Annotated in this window: 15 protein-coding genes; 11 read left to right on the forward strand and 4 right to left on the reverse strand. The window is 59.1% G+C overall.

Going from position 1 to position 17,274, the window contains the following annotated elements; all coding sequences use genetic code 11:
* Positions 1 to 25 precede the first annotated feature (25 nt).
* The gene (locus tag KOL70_RS18995) at positions 26 to 889 is read left to right on the forward strand and encodes a PfkB family carbohydrate kinase (protein WP_215481349.1); all 864 of its coding nucleotides are present in this window, start codon (positions 26 to 28) and stop codon (positions 887 to 889) included.
* Between the two features lie 35 nt (positions 890 to 924).
* Here KOL70_RS18995 and KOL70_RS19000 read toward each other — a convergent pair whose 3' ends face one another.
* Positions 925 to 1,875 (reverse strand): substrate-binding domain-containing protein, encoded by a 951-nt coding sequence (locus KOL70_RS19000; protein WP_058758765.1) that lies wholly within the window; start codon positions 1,873 to 1,875, stop codon positions 925 to 927.
* Positions 1,876 to 2,216: 341 nt separating this feature from the next.
* On the opposite strand from KOL70_RS19000, the gene KOL70_RS19005 reads away from it, so the two are divergent.
* From KOL70_RS19005 to KOL70_RS19035, 7 genes are all read left to right on the forward strand, one after another.
* Positions 2,217 to 3,254: a LacI family DNA-binding transcriptional regulator gene (locus KOL70_RS19005; protein ID WP_058775032.1), complete on the forward strand. Its 1,038-nt coding sequence runs from the start codon at positions 2,217 to 2,219 to the stop codon at positions 3,252 to 3,254.
* Between the two features lie 360 nt (positions 3,255 to 3,614).
* Positions 3,615 to 4,361, forward strand: a complete 747-nt coding sequence (locus KOL70_RS19010) for an ATP-binding cassette domain-containing protein (protein WP_021509459.1) — start codon at positions 3,615 to 3,617, stop codon at positions 4,359 to 4,361.
* Between the two features lie 18 nt (positions 4,362 to 4,379).
* Positions 4,380 to 5,381 (forward strand): ABC transporter permease, encoded by a 1,002-nt coding sequence (locus tag KOL70_RS19015; RefSeq protein ID WP_164861075.1) that lies wholly within the window; start codon positions 4,380 to 4,382, stop codon positions 5,379 to 5,381.
* A 3-nt stretch (positions 5,382 to 5,384) separates the two neighbouring features.
* Positions 5,385 to 6,464, forward strand: coding sequence for a phosphotriesterase (locus KOL70_RS19020; protein ID WP_132463775.1), 1,080 nt, complete (start codon positions 5,385 to 5,387; stop codon positions 6,462 to 6,464).
* 14 nt (positions 6,465 to 6,478) lie between these two features.
* Positions 6,479 to 7,234 (forward strand): glutamine amidotransferase, encoded by a 756-nt coding sequence (locus KOL70_RS19025; protein ID WP_215481350.1) that lies wholly within the window; start codon positions 6,479 to 6,481, stop codon positions 7,232 to 7,234.
* Positions 7,234 to 8,349 carry a M20 family metallopeptidase gene (locus KOL70_RS19030; protein WP_215481351.1) on the forward strand — a complete coding sequence of 372 codons (1,116 nt, stop codon included), beginning with the start codon at positions 7,234 to 7,236 and terminating at the stop codon, positions 8,347 to 8,349. Before KOL70_RS19025 ends, KOL70_RS19030 begins: the two co-directional genes overlap by 1 nt.
* Positions 8,350 to 8,491: 142 nt before the next feature.
* Positions 8,492 to 9,391 (forward strand): LysR family transcriptional regulator, encoded by a 900-nt coding sequence (locus KOL70_RS19035; protein WP_215481352.1) that lies wholly within the window; start codon positions 8,492 to 8,494, stop codon positions 9,389 to 9,391.
* Here KOL70_RS19035 and KOL70_RS19040 read toward each other — a convergent pair.
* Entirely contained in the window at positions 9,388 to 10,683 is a 1,296-nt protein-coding gene (locus tag KOL70_RS19040; RefSeq protein WP_021509465.1) for an MFS transporter, read from the reverse strand. The two genes, KOL70_RS19035 and KOL70_RS19040, sit on opposite strands and share 4 nt — an antisense overlap.
* Positions 10,684 to 11,031: 348 nt before the next feature.
* On the opposite strand from KOL70_RS19040, the gene KOL70_RS19045 reads away from it, so the two are divergent.
* The 3 genes from KOL70_RS19045 (at position 11,032) to arsC (ending at position 13,184) form a co-directional block, all read left to right on the forward strand.
* Entirely contained in the window at positions 11,032 to 11,385 is a 354-nt protein-coding gene (locus tag KOL70_RS19045) for a metalloregulator ArsR/SmtB family transcription factor (RefSeq protein WP_021509466.1), read from the forward strand.
* A 69-nt stretch (positions 11,386 to 11,454) separates the two neighbouring features.
* A complete protein-coding gene (locus tag KOL70_RS19050) occupies positions 11,455 to 12,738 on the forward strand; it encodes an arsenic transporter (protein ID WP_215481353.1) in 1,284 nt (427 codons plus the stop codon).
* A 17-nt stretch (positions 12,739 to 12,755) separates the two neighbouring features.
* Entirely contained in the window at positions 12,756 to 13,184 is a 429-nt protein-coding gene (arsC, locus tag KOL70_RS19055) for an arsenate reductase (glutaredoxin) (RefSeq protein WP_058770138.1), read from the forward strand.
* On the opposite strand, the gene KOL70_RS19060 is transcribed toward arsC, so the two are convergent.
* Together KOL70_RS19060 and KOL70_RS19065 are read right to left on the reverse strand one after the other, a co-directional pair.
* Positions 13,181 to 13,606, reverse strand: a complete 426-nt coding sequence (locus KOL70_RS19060) for a DCC1-like thiol-disulfide oxidoreductase family protein (RefSeq protein WP_215481354.1) — start codon at positions 13,604 to 13,606, stop codon at positions 13,181 to 13,183. The genes arsC and KOL70_RS19060 overlap by 4 nt on opposite strands.
* 73 nt (positions 13,607 to 13,679) lie before the next feature.
* Positions 13,680 to 17,051 (reverse strand): autotransporter outer membrane beta-barrel domain-containing protein, encoded by a 3,372-nt coding sequence (locus KOL70_RS19065; protein ID WP_215481425.1) that lies wholly within the window; start codon positions 17,049 to 17,051, stop codon positions 13,680 to 13,682.
* Positions 17,052 to 17,274 lie beyond the last annotated feature (223 nt).

The raw sequence follows: 17,274 nt of genomic DNA on the forward strand, positions 1-17,274 counted from the left end.
CTTTCACCTTATTAACGAGAAAACTATGCGTGTCTATGTTGCAGGCAATATTGTGGTGGATGAAACCTGGTCCATCGATCAACTCCCTGAAAAAGGCGCCTCAATTCATGGCAAAAAAATTGCGCAGGATATCGGTGGCAAAGGCGCCAATCAGGCAATCATACTTTCGCGTTGCGGCATCGATACGCGCTTAATTAGCGCCACTGGCGATGATATTAACGGCCAGTGGATCCGCGAACGCATCCGGCACGAGAAATTAACCCTACTGCCGCCTCATTTTTTATCTGCTCACAGTGACACCTCAATTATTTTTAATAGTAGCGATGGCGATAATGCCATTATTACTACCACCGCCGCGGCCGACGCGCTGGCAGCGGATATTATCCTGGCTTACTTAGCCGATGCCGCTGCCGGCGATATTCTGCTGCAGCAGGGCAATTTTTCTGCAGATAAAACCCGCCGGTTATTTAGCTGGGCAAAAGCGCACGGCTTAACCACGGTATTTAATCCTTCACCGGTCAATCCGGACTTCGCCGATCTCTGGCCGCTGATTGACATCGCGGTGGTCAATCAACCGGAAGCCGATCTGCTGCAACCCGCCGGCGTTAACACACTGGTGATTACCCAGGGTGCTGCCGGTGCGCTGCTGATACGCGGCAATCAGCGCGTGTTCTGCCCGGCGATTAACGTCGCGGCCGTCGATACCACCGGCGCCGGTGACACCTTCCTCGCCGTGCTGCTGGCGTCTGCCCTGCTGCGCGGCGTCGCGCCTGACATGCTGGCGCTGCAGCATGCCAGCGCGGCGGCGGCAATTACCGTCAGTCGCACCGGCACACTGAACGCGTTTCCCGATGCTGATGAATTGCAACGTATTCTGGCGCAGCGCTAAGCCTGGGCGCAGACGTTCACGTCTGCGCCTGGCGGTTACTTAAACAGCGAACGGTAGCTATCGACGTTGGCTTTGGTCACCACCGTGGCCGGAACCAGAATGGTTTTGCTCACGGTTTTACCGGCCGTCAGGCTATTCAGCGCTTTCAGCGCTTCTTCACCCATTTTCTTTGGATCCTGCTGCAGCACGGCGGTAACGTAGCCACCGTCAATGCCGCTGATGGCTTTTGCCGTCAGATCCCAGCCGAATACCTTGATGTCCTTCTGCCGCCCCTGATTTTCCACTGCGGCAATGGCACCCAGCAGCGCCGGCTCGCCGGTGGCATAGATCGCGGTGAGATCCGGGTTGCCGGTAATCAGGTTTTCGGCGGCGGTCATGGCGTTGTCCTGAATATTCTGGCCATCGACCACATCGGCGACCGTTATCTGGCTGTTGCTTTTAATCGTCTCTTCAAAACCTTTCTGACGCTGGTTTTGGATGGCCGAATTGAGCGCGCCGACAATTCCCAGTCGCGCTTTGCCGCCCATCTCTTTCGCAACATAATCGACAAAGTATTTACCAAGGATTTTTCCGCCTTCGAGGTTATCTACGCCCACCTGCGCTGCCTGCGGACCGGCAGGCAATACGGCATCAATCGCAATCACCGGAATATTCGCCGCTGCGGCTTCTTTTATCGCTGGCATAATACCGTTGACATCGATCGCATCCACCAAAATGCCTTTCACTCCCTGCTGAATATAGTTTTCAATCGCATCGTTTTGCGCCACGGGATTATCGTTGGCGTTATAAATCACCAGCTGTTTACCGCTGGCTTTGGCCGCTTCCTGCGCGCCCTGATTCATCAGGTTAAAAAACAGCGCCTGCTGATTAATCTGGACTAACGCATAAGTGGGTGCGGCGTGAGCCTGAACGCATAATGAACCTGCGGCGAGTAAACCACTCGCAATGAATAGTGAACGCAGTTTTCCGCTGAAAGATGACATCATTGAGTTCCTCGTCGGGAATAATAATAACCAGCGCTTCTCAGCGACGTACCGCTGAGCGTTTTTTTTGGCAGGTAAATATCAGTTCAATGATTCTGAGCACGGCGATAATGCCGTGTTTTGATGCCGCCGGCGTTGTCTTTTTCGGCATCCCATCCACTGGGAGTGCGGGGTGAAAAAAAACAATGTCGGGTTGGGAAGTTAATCCCGGTACTGCGGTAAACGCTTTATACAATTCGCCCGACGAATTTTTTTGTCAAGTGTTTATTTCTCCAGCAACGCAATCGGGAAAGCGCTGTATTAGTCGCGCTTAACTGTGTTACAGATAAGCCACCCCGGCAAACATGGCGAAATGGATGAGTACAAAACGCGTGTTGTTATCTGACGTGGCAAAGCTGGCTGGCCTGTCAAAAGCCACGGTGTCACGCTATCTGAATCACAGTATTGTGCTGCCGCAGGACACCGTTGACCGCATTGAAAGCGCGATCCGCACGCTGGACTATCGCGGTAATTCTCTTGCGCGGCGTTTAAGCAAAGGCGGCAGCGAAACCTTAGGCCTGGTACTGCCGGATATCACTAACCCGTTTTTTGCCGAACTGGCGGATGCCGCCGAAGAAGCAGCGTCGGCACACGGTTACAGTCTGGTGCTGTGCATCACGCGCAACAACCCGGACAAAGAGGCGCAGTTTATCCGCTGGCTGGATACACGCCAGGTGGATGGTCTCCTGTTCACCACCAACCGGCCGGACAACGGCCTGCTGCGCGACGAGATCCAGCGGCAGCGCCATGTGGTGCTGCTGGATGAAGACATTCCCGGCAGTAACGTGCCGAAGGTCTTTGCAGATAACGTGCAGGGTGGCCGCATGGCCACCGAGCAGCTGATCGCCGCCGGGCACACGCAGATTGCGTTTATCGGCGGCCCGGAGCAGCTGATGAGCGTGCGCGAACGCTATCTTGGCTTTTGCACCGCGATGCAGCAGGCCGGTTTAACCGTACCGCCGCAATGGGTGATGTATGGCAATTATGAGCGCGAATTTGGTCAGCAGGCGTTGCAGCACCTGTTCCGCTGCACGCCGCGCCCTAGCGCCGTGTTCGCCGCCAGTGACTATCTGGTGCTGGGACTGCTCGACGGTCTGCGCGCCATCGGCCTGCAGGCACCGGCGGCGCTGTCGCTGGTCGGCTTCGATGACGCCAACTACAGCGATCTGACGCAGCCGCGTATCTCCACCATCCGCCAGCCAGCGCGCCAGCTGGGCCACACGGCGGTAAGCATTATGCTGCGCCTGCTCAACAACGACAGCAGCATCCCGATGGAGACACGTTTACCGGTGGAATGGATTGGTCGCGATTCGGTGGGATTTGTTAGCGATGTCCCAAAATGAGGCAAAACTGCACAATCTTGGCGCAAAAAGTGAGCGATTTTTTCCGTTAGCGGTATAGTGAGTAAACCGGTTTACTTGCTGATTACATAACATACGATGTATTACAACAAGTTAGCCGCGAGTGCAGTGCCTGTTATTCAGGCTGGCATGGATGCTGCAATGTCATACCTGGCGAGTAAATATCATTGTAGCGTTTACCCTGTTGCTGTGAATTAAGGGTTTATCTGACAGATAAACCGGTTTACTAGATTGTAAATCGTGTCAGATAGCCTCTTTTTCGCGACCGGCTAAACATTTCCCACAGGCGTTGATGGGAGTGATCCAATGCAGCAATTACCAGCTCTTCCGGCCCGGGTGGAGATGATTAACATCACCAAAACCTACGGCTCAATTCGTTCTCTGCGCGGTGTCAATCTGCAGCTGGCCCCCGGTGAAGTGCTCGGTCTGGTGGGCGACAACGGCGCCGGCAAATCGACGCTGACCAAAGTGCTGTCCGGCGCGGTGATCCCTACCAGCGGCGCGATCCGCATTGATGGCGAACAGCAGCACTTCAGCAATCCGGCGGATTCGCGCCGTTGCCATATCGAAATGGTTTATCAGGATCTGTCGCTGTGCGACACGGTCGACGTGGCCGGTAACCTGTTCATGGGCCGCGAACCGACCAGACGCATCCTCGGCGTGCCGTTTCTCGATCAGGCCACAATGCATGCGCAGGCGCGTGAGATGCTGAAAGGTCTGGGCATCTCGATTCCTGATACCCGTCTGCTGGTGCGTAACCTCTCCGGCGGGCAGCGTCAGGCGATTGCTATCGCCCGTGCCGCCGCGTTCGATCCTAAAGTGCTGATTATGGATGAACCCACTGCCGCGCTGGCGGTAGCGGAAGTCGAGGCGGTGCTGGAGCTGATTCGCCGCGTGTCGGCGCGCGGCGTCAGCGTGATCCTCATCACCCATCGGCTGCAGGATCTGTTCCTGGTGTGCGATCGCATCATGGTGATGTACGAGGGCACTAACGTGGCCGATCGCCGCGTGGCGGACACCAGCCTGAGCGATATCGTCAACCTGATCGTGGGTGAGAAATTTACCGCGCAGTCCGCGGCAGCACACTGAGGTAACAGGATGAGCATCATGAATTTAGGCAGTTCACGCATGATCCAGCACTCTCTGCCGCGCCGCTTGTTGCATAACCATTCGGGTGTGGTGAGCATCGCGCTGTTTTTTGTCTTTTGCTGCGTAGTGTTTTCGCTGATCACCAGCAACTTTCTTACCAGTACCAACTGGCTGAATATCATCCGGCAAAGCGCGCCGCTGCTGATCGTCGCCACCGCGATGACGCTGGTGATTACTACCGGCGGGATCGATTTGTCGGTCGGCTCGACGCTGGCGCTGGTGGGCGCGCTGTCGGCCATTGCGCTCAATAACTGGGGCCTGCCGTGGCCGGTGGTGCTGATTGGCGGGCTGCTGCTCGGTGCGCTGGTGGGCGCCATCAACGGCTTCTTTATCGCCTGGGAAGGGATACCGGCATTTATCGTCACACTGGCCACGCTGGCAGTGGTGCGCGGCATCGCGCTGCTGGTGACGCAGGGCTATTCGATTCCGGTGCCGGCTGACAGCCTGTTCACCTTTATGGGTCGCGCCTGGGTGCTGGGGATTCCCATGCCGGCGCTGATCGGCATCGTGGTGCTGCTGGCCGGTCACATTGTGCTTAATCACCTGCGCTTTGGCCGCTACGTCACCGCCATCGGTGCCAACGCGGAAGGCGCACGCCGCAGCGGTATCAATACCAAAGCGGTGACCATGAAAGTGTACATTCTCAGCGGCATGGCGGCGGCGCTGGCTGGCATGATCATCACCGCGCGCCTCGGCAGCGGCTCCTCTAACCAGGGCGAAGGTTTTGAACTGCAAGTGATTGCCGCCGTGGTGCTGGGCAGCACCAGCCTGTTTGGCGGCTTTGGAACCGTGATCGGTACGCTGCTCGGCGCGCTGTCGATTGCCATCATCCAGAACGGCCTGATTTTGTCGCATATCTCGCCGTTTTATACCCAGATCGCCACTGGCACCATCATCCTGCTCGCCATCTGGCTCAACACCCGCATTCTCAACCCGAGCCGCGCGCCCGCCAAAGGATAGCCCATGAAAGGATCAATTTTTCGCCATGCGGATCCGTTGCCGCTCGGCGTCAGCAGCGGTCAGGTGATGACGGTGCTCGGTCCGCTGCCGGTGGCGGAGATGGGCGTCACGCTGATGCACGAGCACATTTTACTGGATGCCTCCGGTAAATGGGTGCCGCCCTGCTGCTGTAGCGACCGCCACATTGCTGAAATGCCGGTGCGCATCGAGAATCTCGGCGAGCTATCGCTTAACCCGCTGATGAGTCGCGACAACTGCCAGTTGTTTGACGTCGACACCGCAATTGACGAGCTAATGAAATACCGCGCGCTGGGCGGCGAAACGGTGATCGATCCGACCAATATCGGCATCGGCCGCGATGGTAAAGCACTGCAGCGCATCGCTCGTCTTACCGGCCTGAATATTGTGATGGGCACCGGCCTGTATCTGGAACCGTCGCATCCGGAGTGGGTAAAAACCATCAGCGTGGAACAGCTGACCGACAAGCTGATTTACGACCTCGGCGGACTGCCGGAGAAGCCGGAGGTGCTGGCCGGGCTGATCGGTGAAATCGGCATCTCCAGCCGCTTCACGCCCGATGAAGAAAAATCGCTGCGTGCCGCCGGGCGCGCCAGCGCGGCCACCGGCGTGCCGATTCAGGTGCATTTGCCGGGCTGGGAGCGGCTTGGCCATAAGGTGCTGGATATTCTGGCGCAGGAAGGTGCCGATCTGCGCCACACCGTGCTGTGTCACATGAACCCCAGCTTTGCCGACAAAACCTACCAGCGCGAACTGGCAGATCGCGGCGTGTTCCTCGAATACGACATGATCGGCATGAGCTACTACTACGCCGACGAATCGGCGCAGTCACCGTCCGATGAGGAGAACGCGCGCGCCATTTGCGCACTGATCGACGATGGTTATCTGCCGCAGATTTTGCTGTCCCAGGACGTATTCCTGAAAACCATGCTGACGCGTTACGGCGGTCACGGCTATGGCTACATCCTCAAACATTTTGTGCCGCGCCTGAAACGTCATGGCGTCAGCGGCGAACAACTCGAAACCCTGATGATCACTAATCCGCAACGGGTGTTTGGCGGATAAACGGAGAAGTTGGCATGCAAAAGAACGTCTTGCTGGTCGGTGAATCCTGGACCAGTACCGCAACGCACGTAAAAGGCTTTGATCAGTTTGCTACCGCCACCTGGCACAGCGGTGCGGCGGATTTTCTCGCCGCGCTGCAGGAGAGCGCCTATGCCGTGACGCATATGCCGGCCCACGCCGCCGCCACCGATTTTCCGCAGACGCTGGAGGATTTGCAGCGCTGGGACGTGATTATTCTGTCCGATATCGGTGCCAATACCCTGCTGCTGCATCCGGACACCTGGCTGAAAAGCCGGCGCACGCCCAATCGCCTGGCGCTGATACACGACTATGTTGCCGCGGGTGGCGCATTAATGATGGTAGGCGGCTATTACAGTTTTCAGGGGATTAACGGCGGCGCACGCTATCGCAATACGCTGGTGGAGAAAGTGCTGCCGGTGCGCTGTCTGGCCTGGGACGACCGCATCGAAACGCCGGAAGGCAGTTACGCTGAGGTGACAACGTCACACAAAGTAGTTACCGATCTTCCCGGCGACTGGCCGTGGCTGCTCGGTTACAACGAAGTGGAGATGCAGCCGGAAGGCACGCTGCTGGCCACCGTGGCGGGCACCGGTCATCCGCTGCTGGCGGTACGCAAGTATCAGCAAGGCCGCTCGCTGGTGTGGACCAGTGACATGTCAGCTCACTGGCTGCCGGAAGAGTTCAGCCGCTGGCCGGGCTATCGCCAGCTGTGGATTAACTGTCTCGACTGGCTGACGGAGCGTGACTGATGCCAGCGCGCTCACTGCCTCTGGCGCAGCAGCTGCTGAGCTTTGACACCATCAATCCACCGGGCAATGAGCAGGCCTGTGTGCAATTCCTCGCCGCGTGGCTACAGGAGCAGGGCTTCGTGGTCGAACTGACGGGGTTTGGTGAGCAGCGCGCCAACCTGATCGCCCGCCTGCCGGGCCAGATGCCGGGCAAACCGCTGGCCTTTACCGGCCATCTGGACACCGTGCCGCTGGGTAATCAGCCGTGGCAGTTTGATCCGTTTGGTCACGACATCGATGGCGACCGGCTCTACGGGCGGGGCGCCAGCGATATGAAAGCGGCGATAGCAGCGTTTGTGCTGGCCTGCGTGCAGCAAAAAGCGGCGATTGCCACCGGGCGCGGCGTGGTACTGCTGTTGACCGGCGGTGAAGAGACCGGCTGCCACGGTGCGCAGGCGCTGATCGCGGCCGGGCAGTTGCCTGAAGTCGGCGCGCTGATCGTGGGCGAGCCGACCGCCAACCAGCCGGTGATCGGCCACAAAGGCGCGCTGTGGCTGCGCTGCGAAACGCGTGGCAAAACGGCGCACGGAGCCATGCCGGAGCTGGGCATCAACGCCATCTATCTGGCGGCCGATGCGCTGGGTAAGATTCGTCACTTTTCACCGGGCGCGCCGCATCCGCTGATGAAACAGCCGACGCTGAACGTCGGCCGCATTGAGGGCGGCCTCAACATCAACTCGGTGCCGGACCGCGCCGCGTTTGATGTGGATATCCGCAGCGCGCCCAACCTGCAACACGCGGTGATTCGCCAGCAGCTGGCGACCTTTCTCGGTGACAGCGTGCACATCAGCACGCTGGTCGATCTGCCGGCGGTGCTGAGCCCGGAGCGGCACCAGTGGATTCAGTCGGTGTACCGTGCCTGCGAAGCCGTGACGCAGCAACCTGCGCAAGCGCGCATCGTGCCCTATTTTACCGATGCCTCGCTGCTGCTGCCGGCGCTCGGCGATCCGCCCTGCATTATTCTCGGTCCCGGTGAGCCGACGCAGGCGCACCAGACCGATGAATACTGCCTGGTGAGCCGTCTGAGCGAGGCAGAGCAGATTTACGGGCAGCTCATCGCTGACTGGATGCGCTGAGTGCCGCTGATGCGCTTAAAACGGATTTTTTCCCTCTGCGCCGCCGGAAACGCGCAGCAGCCTGTTACACTCGTCGGCTATAACAACTTTTTAACGTCAGCGGCGTAGTGTGCTGGCGTTATTACGCAGGATAGTCGCGGTTATGCCCGTCAATTTTGACCTCAACGATCTCTACGCCTTCCGCGCGCTGGTGGAGTACGGCAACTTTCGTCTGGCGGCGGAGTCAATCTGCCTGTCGCAGTCAGCGCTCAGCCGCAGAATTGAGAAGCTGGAAGCGGCGCTCGGCACCCGGCTGTTTGACCGCACCACGCGGCGCGTCACGCTAACGCTGTATGGCCAGAACTTTGCTCAGCGCTCGGAGCAGCTGCTGGATAATGTCGAATCGATGCTGGCCGACGTCGAGCGCGCCAGCCAGGATCGCACCGGCCTGATCACCGTCGCTACCGTGCCCTCGGGCGCGTACTATTTTATGCCGGAGGTGATCCGCCGTTTTCAGGCGCGTTACCCGCGCGTGCGCATCAAGCTGATTGATAGCAGCGTCGGCAACGTGATGGATGCGGTGAGCAGCGGACAGGCCGATTTCGGTATCTGTTTTGCGCGCAACTTACCGCCGGAGCTTACCTTCACGCCGCTGGTGGAAGATGTTTACGTCGCCGCCTGTCGCCACGATCATCCGCTGGCGACGCGCCAGCAGCTCAGCTGGCAGGAGTATTTTGCGCAGGATTATGTGGCGCTGGATAAGGTGTCCGGTAACCGCAATCTGCTGGACAGTGCGCTGGCGCATCTTACGCCCACCCGGCAAAGTATCTGCGAAACGCGCCATGTCACGACGCTGCTGGGGATGGTAGAAGCGGGCATCGGCATTGCTGCCGTGCCCGCGATGTCGATGCCGGCGAACGGGCATCCACTGCTGCGCCAGCTGGCGCTGACCGATCCGCAGGTCACCCGTTCGGTAGGACTAATTCGCCGCAGCGGACGTATGCAATCTTACGTCGCTGCGGAGCTGGAAAAGCTGATTATCGAACAGTCTCAGCACGCTTAACGCGCGGTTTGCAACGTCAGCGCGCGGCGGCGATACAGGTACAGCGTCGCCAGCAGCGCGCAAATCGCCGCAAAGCTCATCCAGTAACCCGGTGACGCTTTGTCGCCGGTGTATTCGATCAGCGCGGTAGACACCACCGGCGTGAAGCCGCCAAACAGCGCGGTTGCCAGGCTGTAGGCCAGCGAGAAACCGGCGACGCGCACTTCTGCCGGCATCACTTCGGTCAGCGCCGGGATCATCGCACCGTTATACAGGCCGTAAATAAACGACAGCCACAGCAGCACGCTCAGCATCATGCTGAAGGTCGGCGTCTGCGCCAGCAGCGTCAGTGCCGGATAGGCGGTCGCCAGCGCCAGCAGCGTCATCGCCAGCAGCACCGGTTTACGCCCAAAGCGGTCCGACAGCGCACCGCCAATTGGCAGCCAGATAAAGTTGGAGATCGCCACCAGCAGCGTCACCAGCAGGCTGTCCGAGGCGCTCAGCATCAGCACTTTTTTGCCGAAGGTAGGCGCATAGACGGTAATGAGGTAGAACGCGGTGGTGGTCATCGCCACCATCAGCATCCCGGCAATCACCACCGGCCAGTTCTGCAACAGCGTGCTAAATACCTGACGCATATCCAGATGATGACGGCGCGCGCTGAACTCCTGCGTCTCCTCCAGACGGCGGCGCAGAATAAAGATAAACGGCACGATCAGGCAGCCAAACAGGAACGGAATACGCCAGCCCCAGGCGCTGATGGCGCTCTGCTCCAGCGCAGCATTGAGCGCGAAGCCCATTGCGGCCGCGACCATGATGGCAACCTGCTGACTGCCGGATTGCCAGCTGGTGTAGAAACCTTTGCGCCCCGGCGTGGCAATCTCTGCCAGATAAACCGACACGCCACCCAGTTCTGCCCCGGCCGAGAAGCCCTGCAGCAGACGACCAATCAGCACCAGCAGTGGCGCCCACAGGCCAATCGACTGGTACGACGGAATCAGCACGATCAGGAAGGTGCCCGCCGCCATGATCGACAGTGTGACGATCAGCCCTTTGCGCCGGCCAACCTTATCGATATAAGCGCCCAGCACAATCGCGCCAATCGGCCGCATCAGGAAGCCGGCACCAAACACCGCAAAGGTCATCATCAGCGACGCGAATTCGCTGCTGGCGGGGAAAAAGGTGTGCGCGATATAGGTGGCATAGAAACCGAACAGAAAGAAATCAAACTGTTCGAGGAAGTTGCCGGAGGTGACGCGGAAAATAGCGCCAACCCGGGCTCGGGTGGTCATCGGTAAGGCAGAGGAATGCATAAGTATCTCCAGTTTGTCCCTGGCGCTGTTATCAATCGCGCCTGCTTCGGAAGACTGGATCAGAACGTTAAGGTTAATAAGCGCAATAAACGCATGGCGTGATGCGTGCGGCGCATTAATCGCTGCCGGCAACGGGCCACCCTCAATATTAACAATGAGTTAACAAAGCCAGCCCCGTTTTTACTCCGCTCAGGCCCGCGGGCACCACAATACAGATTTGTGACCAGCTTCAAGCCGCTCACGGTGAGCCTGGCGCATCACAGGATAAACACATCTCTTTTTTCGCATATGTAGTTGACTTCATCACGTCGCCGCACCACACTGTTTGCTTTCCATTCAGGAGGGATTATGTCGCCGCTAACGCCACTGCAGCTGTTTAAAAACCTTTCCGATGAGACGCGTCTGACGCTGGTGCTGCTGCTGAAAGAACGTCAGGAGCTGTGCGTGTGCGAGCTGTCTGCCATTCTGCAACTGCCGCAGCCGAAGATTTCCCGTCATCTGGCGCTGCTACGCAACAGCGGTTTGCTGAGCGATCGTCGTGACGGCAAGTGGATCCACTATCGCCTTTCGCCACATATGCCGGTGTGGGCAGCGACGGTGATCGAACAGGCATGGCAATGCCAGCGCGATGCGATCCATGCCCTGCTGCTGCCGGTGCAGCGTGACCAGCTGACCACCGATGGCCGGGCGGTGTGTCTGTAAAAAATTTTACCCATACATATTCGATTTACCATATATGAAACGAACACAACCTGACTTTCCGGAGGAAACATGTTACTGGCAGGGACTATTTTCGCCATTACTTTACTGCTGGTGATCTGGCAACCGCGCGGGCTGGGCATTGGCTGGAGTGCCAGCGCCGGCGCGCTTCTGGCGCTACTGACGGGCGTGGTGCATCCCGGCGATATCCCGGCGGTGTGGCAGATTGTCTGGAACGCCACCGCCACCTTTATCGCGGTGATCATCATCAGCCTGCTGCTTGATGAGGCCGGCTTTTTTGCCTGGGCGGCACTGCACGTGGCGCGCTGGGGCGGTGGCAGCGGTAAAAAATTGTTCTCCTTTATTATCCTGCTGGGCGCCGCAGTCGCCGCGCTGTTTGCCAATGACGGAGCCGCGCTGATTCTGACGCCTATCGTGATCGCGATGCTGCTGGCGCTGGGTTTCAGCCGGGGGGCCACGCTGGCGTTTGTCATGGCGGCCGGGTTCATCGCCGATACCGCCAGCCTGCCGCTGGTGGTGTCCAATCTGGTTAACATCGTCTCGGCCGACTATTTCCGGATCGGCTTTGGCGATTACGCCGCTGTGATGGTGCCGGTCACGCTGGCGGCGGTGCTGGCGACATTGCTGATGCTGCACCTGTTTTTCCGCAAAGAGCTACCGCTCAGCTACGATAGCGCCCGGCTGACGTCGCCTGCGGCGGCAATTCGGGATCGAGCTACTTTCCGCGCGGGGTGGCTGGTGCTGCTCTTATTGCTGGCTGGCTTTTTTGCCCTTGAGCCGCTGGGCGTACCGGTGAGTGCCGTGGCCGCCGCAGGCGCACTGATGCTGTGGCTGGTGGCGCGGAGGGGTCAGGTGATTGATACGCGTAAAGTGCTGCGCAGCGCTCCGTGGCAGATTGTGGTGTTTTCGCTCGGCATGTACCTGGTGGTGTATGGTTTGCGCAACGCCGGGCTGACCGTCTGGCTCACCGGCTTGCTCAACGATTTTTCTTCCACTGGCCTGTGGGGCGCAACGTTTGCCACCGGCTTCTTCAGCGCCCTGCTCTCCTCCATCATGAATAATATGCCGACGGTGCTGGTGGGCGCCCTGGCGATTGATGCCAGCACGGCGCAGGGCGTAGTGCGCGAGGCGATGATTTACGCCAACATTATCGGCTGCGATCTGGGTCCGAAAATCACTCCGATTGGCAGTCTGGCAACGCTGCTATGGCTGCACGTACTGGCGCAAAAAGAGATTCGCATCAGCTGGGGCTACTATTTTCGCGTCGGCATCACCCTGACGTTACCGGTGCTGGCCGTGACGCTGGCAGCTCTGGCGCTGCGCCTTTCCCTTTGACCGTTAAGAGACTGACAATGACTAACATTACCATCTATCACAACCCGGACTGCGGCACCTCGCGCAATACGCTGGCACTGATTCGCAACAGCGGCGTCGAGCCCACCATTGTGCTTTATCTGGTTACGCCACCCACGCGTGAAACGCTGCAGCAATTGATCGACGCCATGGGGATTGGTCTGCGCGCGCTGGTGCGTCAAAACACCGACGCCTGGCAGGCGCTGGGGCCCGTACGTGAAACGCTGAGCGATGAGCAACTGCTGGATGCCATGCTGGCGCAGCCGATTCTCATCAACCGCCCGATTGTGGTGACGCCACTGGGAACGCGTCTGTGCCGTCCTTCTGAGCAGGTGCTGGATATCCTGCCCGATGCGCAGCGCGGTCCGTTTACTAAAGAGGATGGTGAGGTGGTGATTGATGCGCAGGGCCGGCGCGTCAGTCTTTAGTCGGTCAGAAATCGTCCGGGATAATCTGCTTCAATCGCGTGTACCTGGTCGTAACGGCCAAACAGGCGATAGCGATTGCGGGCAATCAGGTTGTAGATCAGATTAGTGAGCCCGTCCGGCAGATAACGCAGAACGCCGCAGACGCGCCACGGCCAGGGCAGCGAGTGCATAATGCGACAGATGGCCTGCGCGCGCAGCAAGTGCTGCCCATCGCGCAGTAACACTATGGTGCGGATGTTATCGTGCGGTAATCCGGCGTGCTGCAACAGCTGTTTGCCGCGCGCGCTCTGGATCGCCGCAAAGTGATAATCGCGCGGCAGACGGTGGCGCAGCAGAAAAATTACCCAGGCATTGCACAGCTTGCATTGTCCATCATAAAGGATGATCGGCTGGCCGGACTCGGGTTGCACAGATGATGACACCTGACCTCCGCATTGCAGATACAAAAAAACCGGTGAGGCGACACGCCCCACCGGTTCTATTATATGTCACTTATCAGAAGCTGACTTTCACGCCCGCCACCGCGCTGGTGTCGCTGTAGCTGTGGTTGCCCAGCTGCTGCGCCACGCCGCCCCACAGGTTGACGTTCGCGTTCAGCCGCGCATCCACGCCCAGCTTCACCTCGGCGGCGTTACGCGTGCCCGCCTGCTGAATGTTGACGCCGTTCAGCGCGGTGCCGAACGCCTTGCTGTTGTGCAGCCAGTTCGCTTCCGCGTACGGCTCGATGGCGCTCCGCGCCTGCGGGTCCAGCAGCGTGCGCAGCGAGGCGCGCACGCCGAGGCGGCTCTGCAGGTTGTCCTGACCGGTGGCCTGCACGCGGCTGCCGTTCTGCTCTTTCACGTCGTCCGCCTTCACGCCCTGCCAGTTCAGCTGCGCCTGCGGACGCAGCCACAGGCTGGTGCTGTCGCTCAGCGTCGCCACCTGTGCGCGGTAGCCGCCGGCCAGCGACGCGCTGATGCCTTTGGACTTGTACGACTGCTGGCCGATGTCATCGCCCTTCACGCTGTTGTTAAACCAGCCGTAGCTCAGTGAGCTGTCAACAAATGCGCCGCTCTGCTCTGCCGCGTTCTGCAGCCAGCTGCCGTACACGCCCAGGCTGTAGCCGTTCACCTGGCCACGCGACTGATAGCCGCTCACCGCCGAGCGCGATTTGCTCTGCGCGTTGCCGTAGCCGGCCATCGCGCCGAAGCGCAGGCTGTCGCTGCCGGTCAGCGTGCCGCTCGCCACGTCGCCGCCCAGCTGGATGGCGTAGCGGTTGGTGTCGGACTTCAGCTGGCCGCTGCTGTCTTTCACCCGGCTGTGGCCGGCGCTGTTGTGCAGCCACAGGCGCGTGCTCTGCTGCTGGCCGCTGGCGTCGGTGTAGAAGGTTTCCGCCGGACGGTCATCCATGCTGGTGGTAAACAGCGTGTTGGCCGCCGCGAGGTTGGCGCTGTAGCTCGCCGCTTCCGGACGCACGATCATGTTCTGCTGATTTACCGGCGGTTCGACGATCTGGCCGCCCTCGCCTTCGCCCGGCGTCACCACCGGATCGGGTTCGCTGCTGTTTTTATCGCTCACCAGATACCAGCCGTGCTGATCCGCGCCCTTCACCAGGCTGTAATCATAGGCACCGGCGACAATACGCCCTTTCTGACGGAACTCGCCGTTGTTAGCGCCATCCACCTGAATGATGTTCAGGCCCTGAATGGTCTGCGCGCCGCTGCCGCTGGCGTTGTTGACCACCACGTCGGTGCTGCCGCTGCTGTCGCCGAGGATGTGCAGCTTATCGCTGGCGGAGTGGTCGTCGCCCAGCGCCGCGTTCATCACCAGCGTGCTGTTGTCGCCGCTGTAGTTACCGTTGACCGTCAGGGTGCTGAAGCCGGCGCCGTCGTGGGTGAAGTTCAGCGTACTGTTGCTGGCGCTCAGCGCATCAACGCTGCTGTCGCCGGTGATGTTCCACTGGCTGTTGTCGCTGAGCGTCAGCGTATTCAGGCCGGATGACGCGCCGATCCACACCGAACTGCCGCTCAGGTTGATCTGGCTGTCCTGCGTCTGGCTGCGGTCAATGTCTACGTTGCCTTCAAACAGCGAGTTGTTGCTGCCGTTCAGCACCACCGAGCCGGCGGTTGAACCTTCTGCGGTGTTATAGCCGGTTTTCAGCAGCGTGCTGCCGCTCAGCACTGAATTATCCGCGTCGATATTCATACTGGTGCCGGTCAGCACGTTAACGGCGGTGCCGCCGGTGGCGGTGATAGCGGTATTCGCCAGTTTAATATCCGCCAGCGTGGCCTGATACTGCGACAGAATACCGGTGGCGTTTTCGCCTGAGACATTAATATCTGAACTCGTCAGGGAAATATCATTCTGTGCATCTGGCCGGTATAAATTAAGCACGTTAATCGCTGCGTTTAAACCTGTAGAATCAATGCCGCTTTTTTCAAGGGTAATATTATTACCGCTGAAGGTGCTGCCATCCTGAACCTCAATGCCGTAACCGCCGCTGCGCGCCTGCACGTTAACATTGTCGCTGTTTAATGTAGCGCCAAAACCCACTGCCAAAGCTGAGTGACTGGCGTCAGTGATAATTTCAACATTTTTGAGGCTGGTCGTGCTGTTATTTATCCCCAGTACGGCGTATCCAGCATTCTGCCCCATGTGAATGCGACTGTCAGACAGGTTCAGCACCGTGCCGGTTCCCGATGCGTAAGTGCCTGAGCCGCTGCCCGTAATCTCAATGGCGGTTTTTGTGGCATTAAGCGTCGATTTCCCGTTCGCCTTCAGGCCATTAGACCCGCTGCCACTGGTTGCAATGGTACTGTCACTTACATTCAGAAGAGAGCCTTCACCACTGGTATAAACGCCATCAGCATTTTTACCTGAGGTGATCAGCTTTGTTCCTGAAATGCTGAGCTTTGCACCGCTTGCGGCATAGGCCCCATAGGCGTTATCACCGGTGGTTGTGAGCGTACTGTCTGTCAGCGTCACTTCCGTACCGGCGTTGCTGACCGCCACGCCATAAGATTGTGCGCCGCTCGTGCTTACCTGCACATCGCTGGCGTTGAGTTTGCCGCCGGAATTCGCCGCCAGGCCGACAGCTTTGCTACCGGTTGTGTTCACGGTTCCGCCCATCAGCGTGACTTCCGTGCCGGCATTGTTGGCGACCACTCCACTGGACTGATCTCCGCTGGTGGTAACCTGCACGCCGCTGGCGTTGAGTTTGCTACCGTTACCCGCCACCAGGCCGTAGGCTTTGTTGCCGCTGGTGGTAACGCTGCCACCGGTCAGATCGATCAGCGAACCCGCCGCGCGCGAATAAGCACCATACGCGCCGTCGCCGTGAGTGACATAGTCTGTATCAGTACTGTTTATGATACCGCCAGAAGAGGCGTAGGCGGCGTAGGCGTTCTGGCCGGAGGTTTCCACCTTAGTGCCGTTGGTCTTCACCGCGCCGGTCAGGCTGGCCACGATGCCGTAGCCGCCGGCGCCGGTGGTGGTCACACTGCCGCGCGTCATCTCCGCAGAGGCAGCGCCGGCGGTGGAAAACACACCGTAGCCGCTGGTGCCCGCGTTCAGCACCGTCACGTCGGTGGCGGTGGCTTTTGCGCCGTTCTGCACCAGCAGCCCGTAGTATTTGTCGCCGGTCGCCTGCAGCGTCTGATTATTCAGTTCAACCGGCTGCGCCGGATCGCTGACGGTGGCACCGTTGGCGGCCAGCGCCGCCGGTGAACCGGCCAGCAGCAGCGCCGAGCCCAGCGCGCCGCCGATCAGTGCTGATTTATTCGCCGCTTTGCCGGAGCAGGATGATTTGACTTTGCCGCGCGCCAGTTCCGAGGTGACGACATAACATTGCAGGGCATAATTCCAGATAACGCGATAGCTCTTGTTCATATTCTTTTCCTGATTCAGGTTAAAGCAATCCCTTCCGGCAATAAGCGGAATAAGCGGTTATTAACGGGCAGGCACGGAAGAAACAGCCATCAAACTATTTACGGTGACGCGCTGTCTTACCGGCCTTAATTAATCTCTGCCAGAGCGGCTGATGGGAAAATATTCGCAAAATCGCGGAAAGGTGAATATGAGAGCACCGGAATACGGCTGTAGTCGCAGGACT

This window comes from Pantoea sp. B270 (genome assembly GCF_018726825.1).
Taxonomy (GTDB): Bacteria; Pseudomonadota; Gammaproteobacteria; order Enterobacterales; family Enterobacteriaceae; genus Pantoea; species Pantoea dispersa.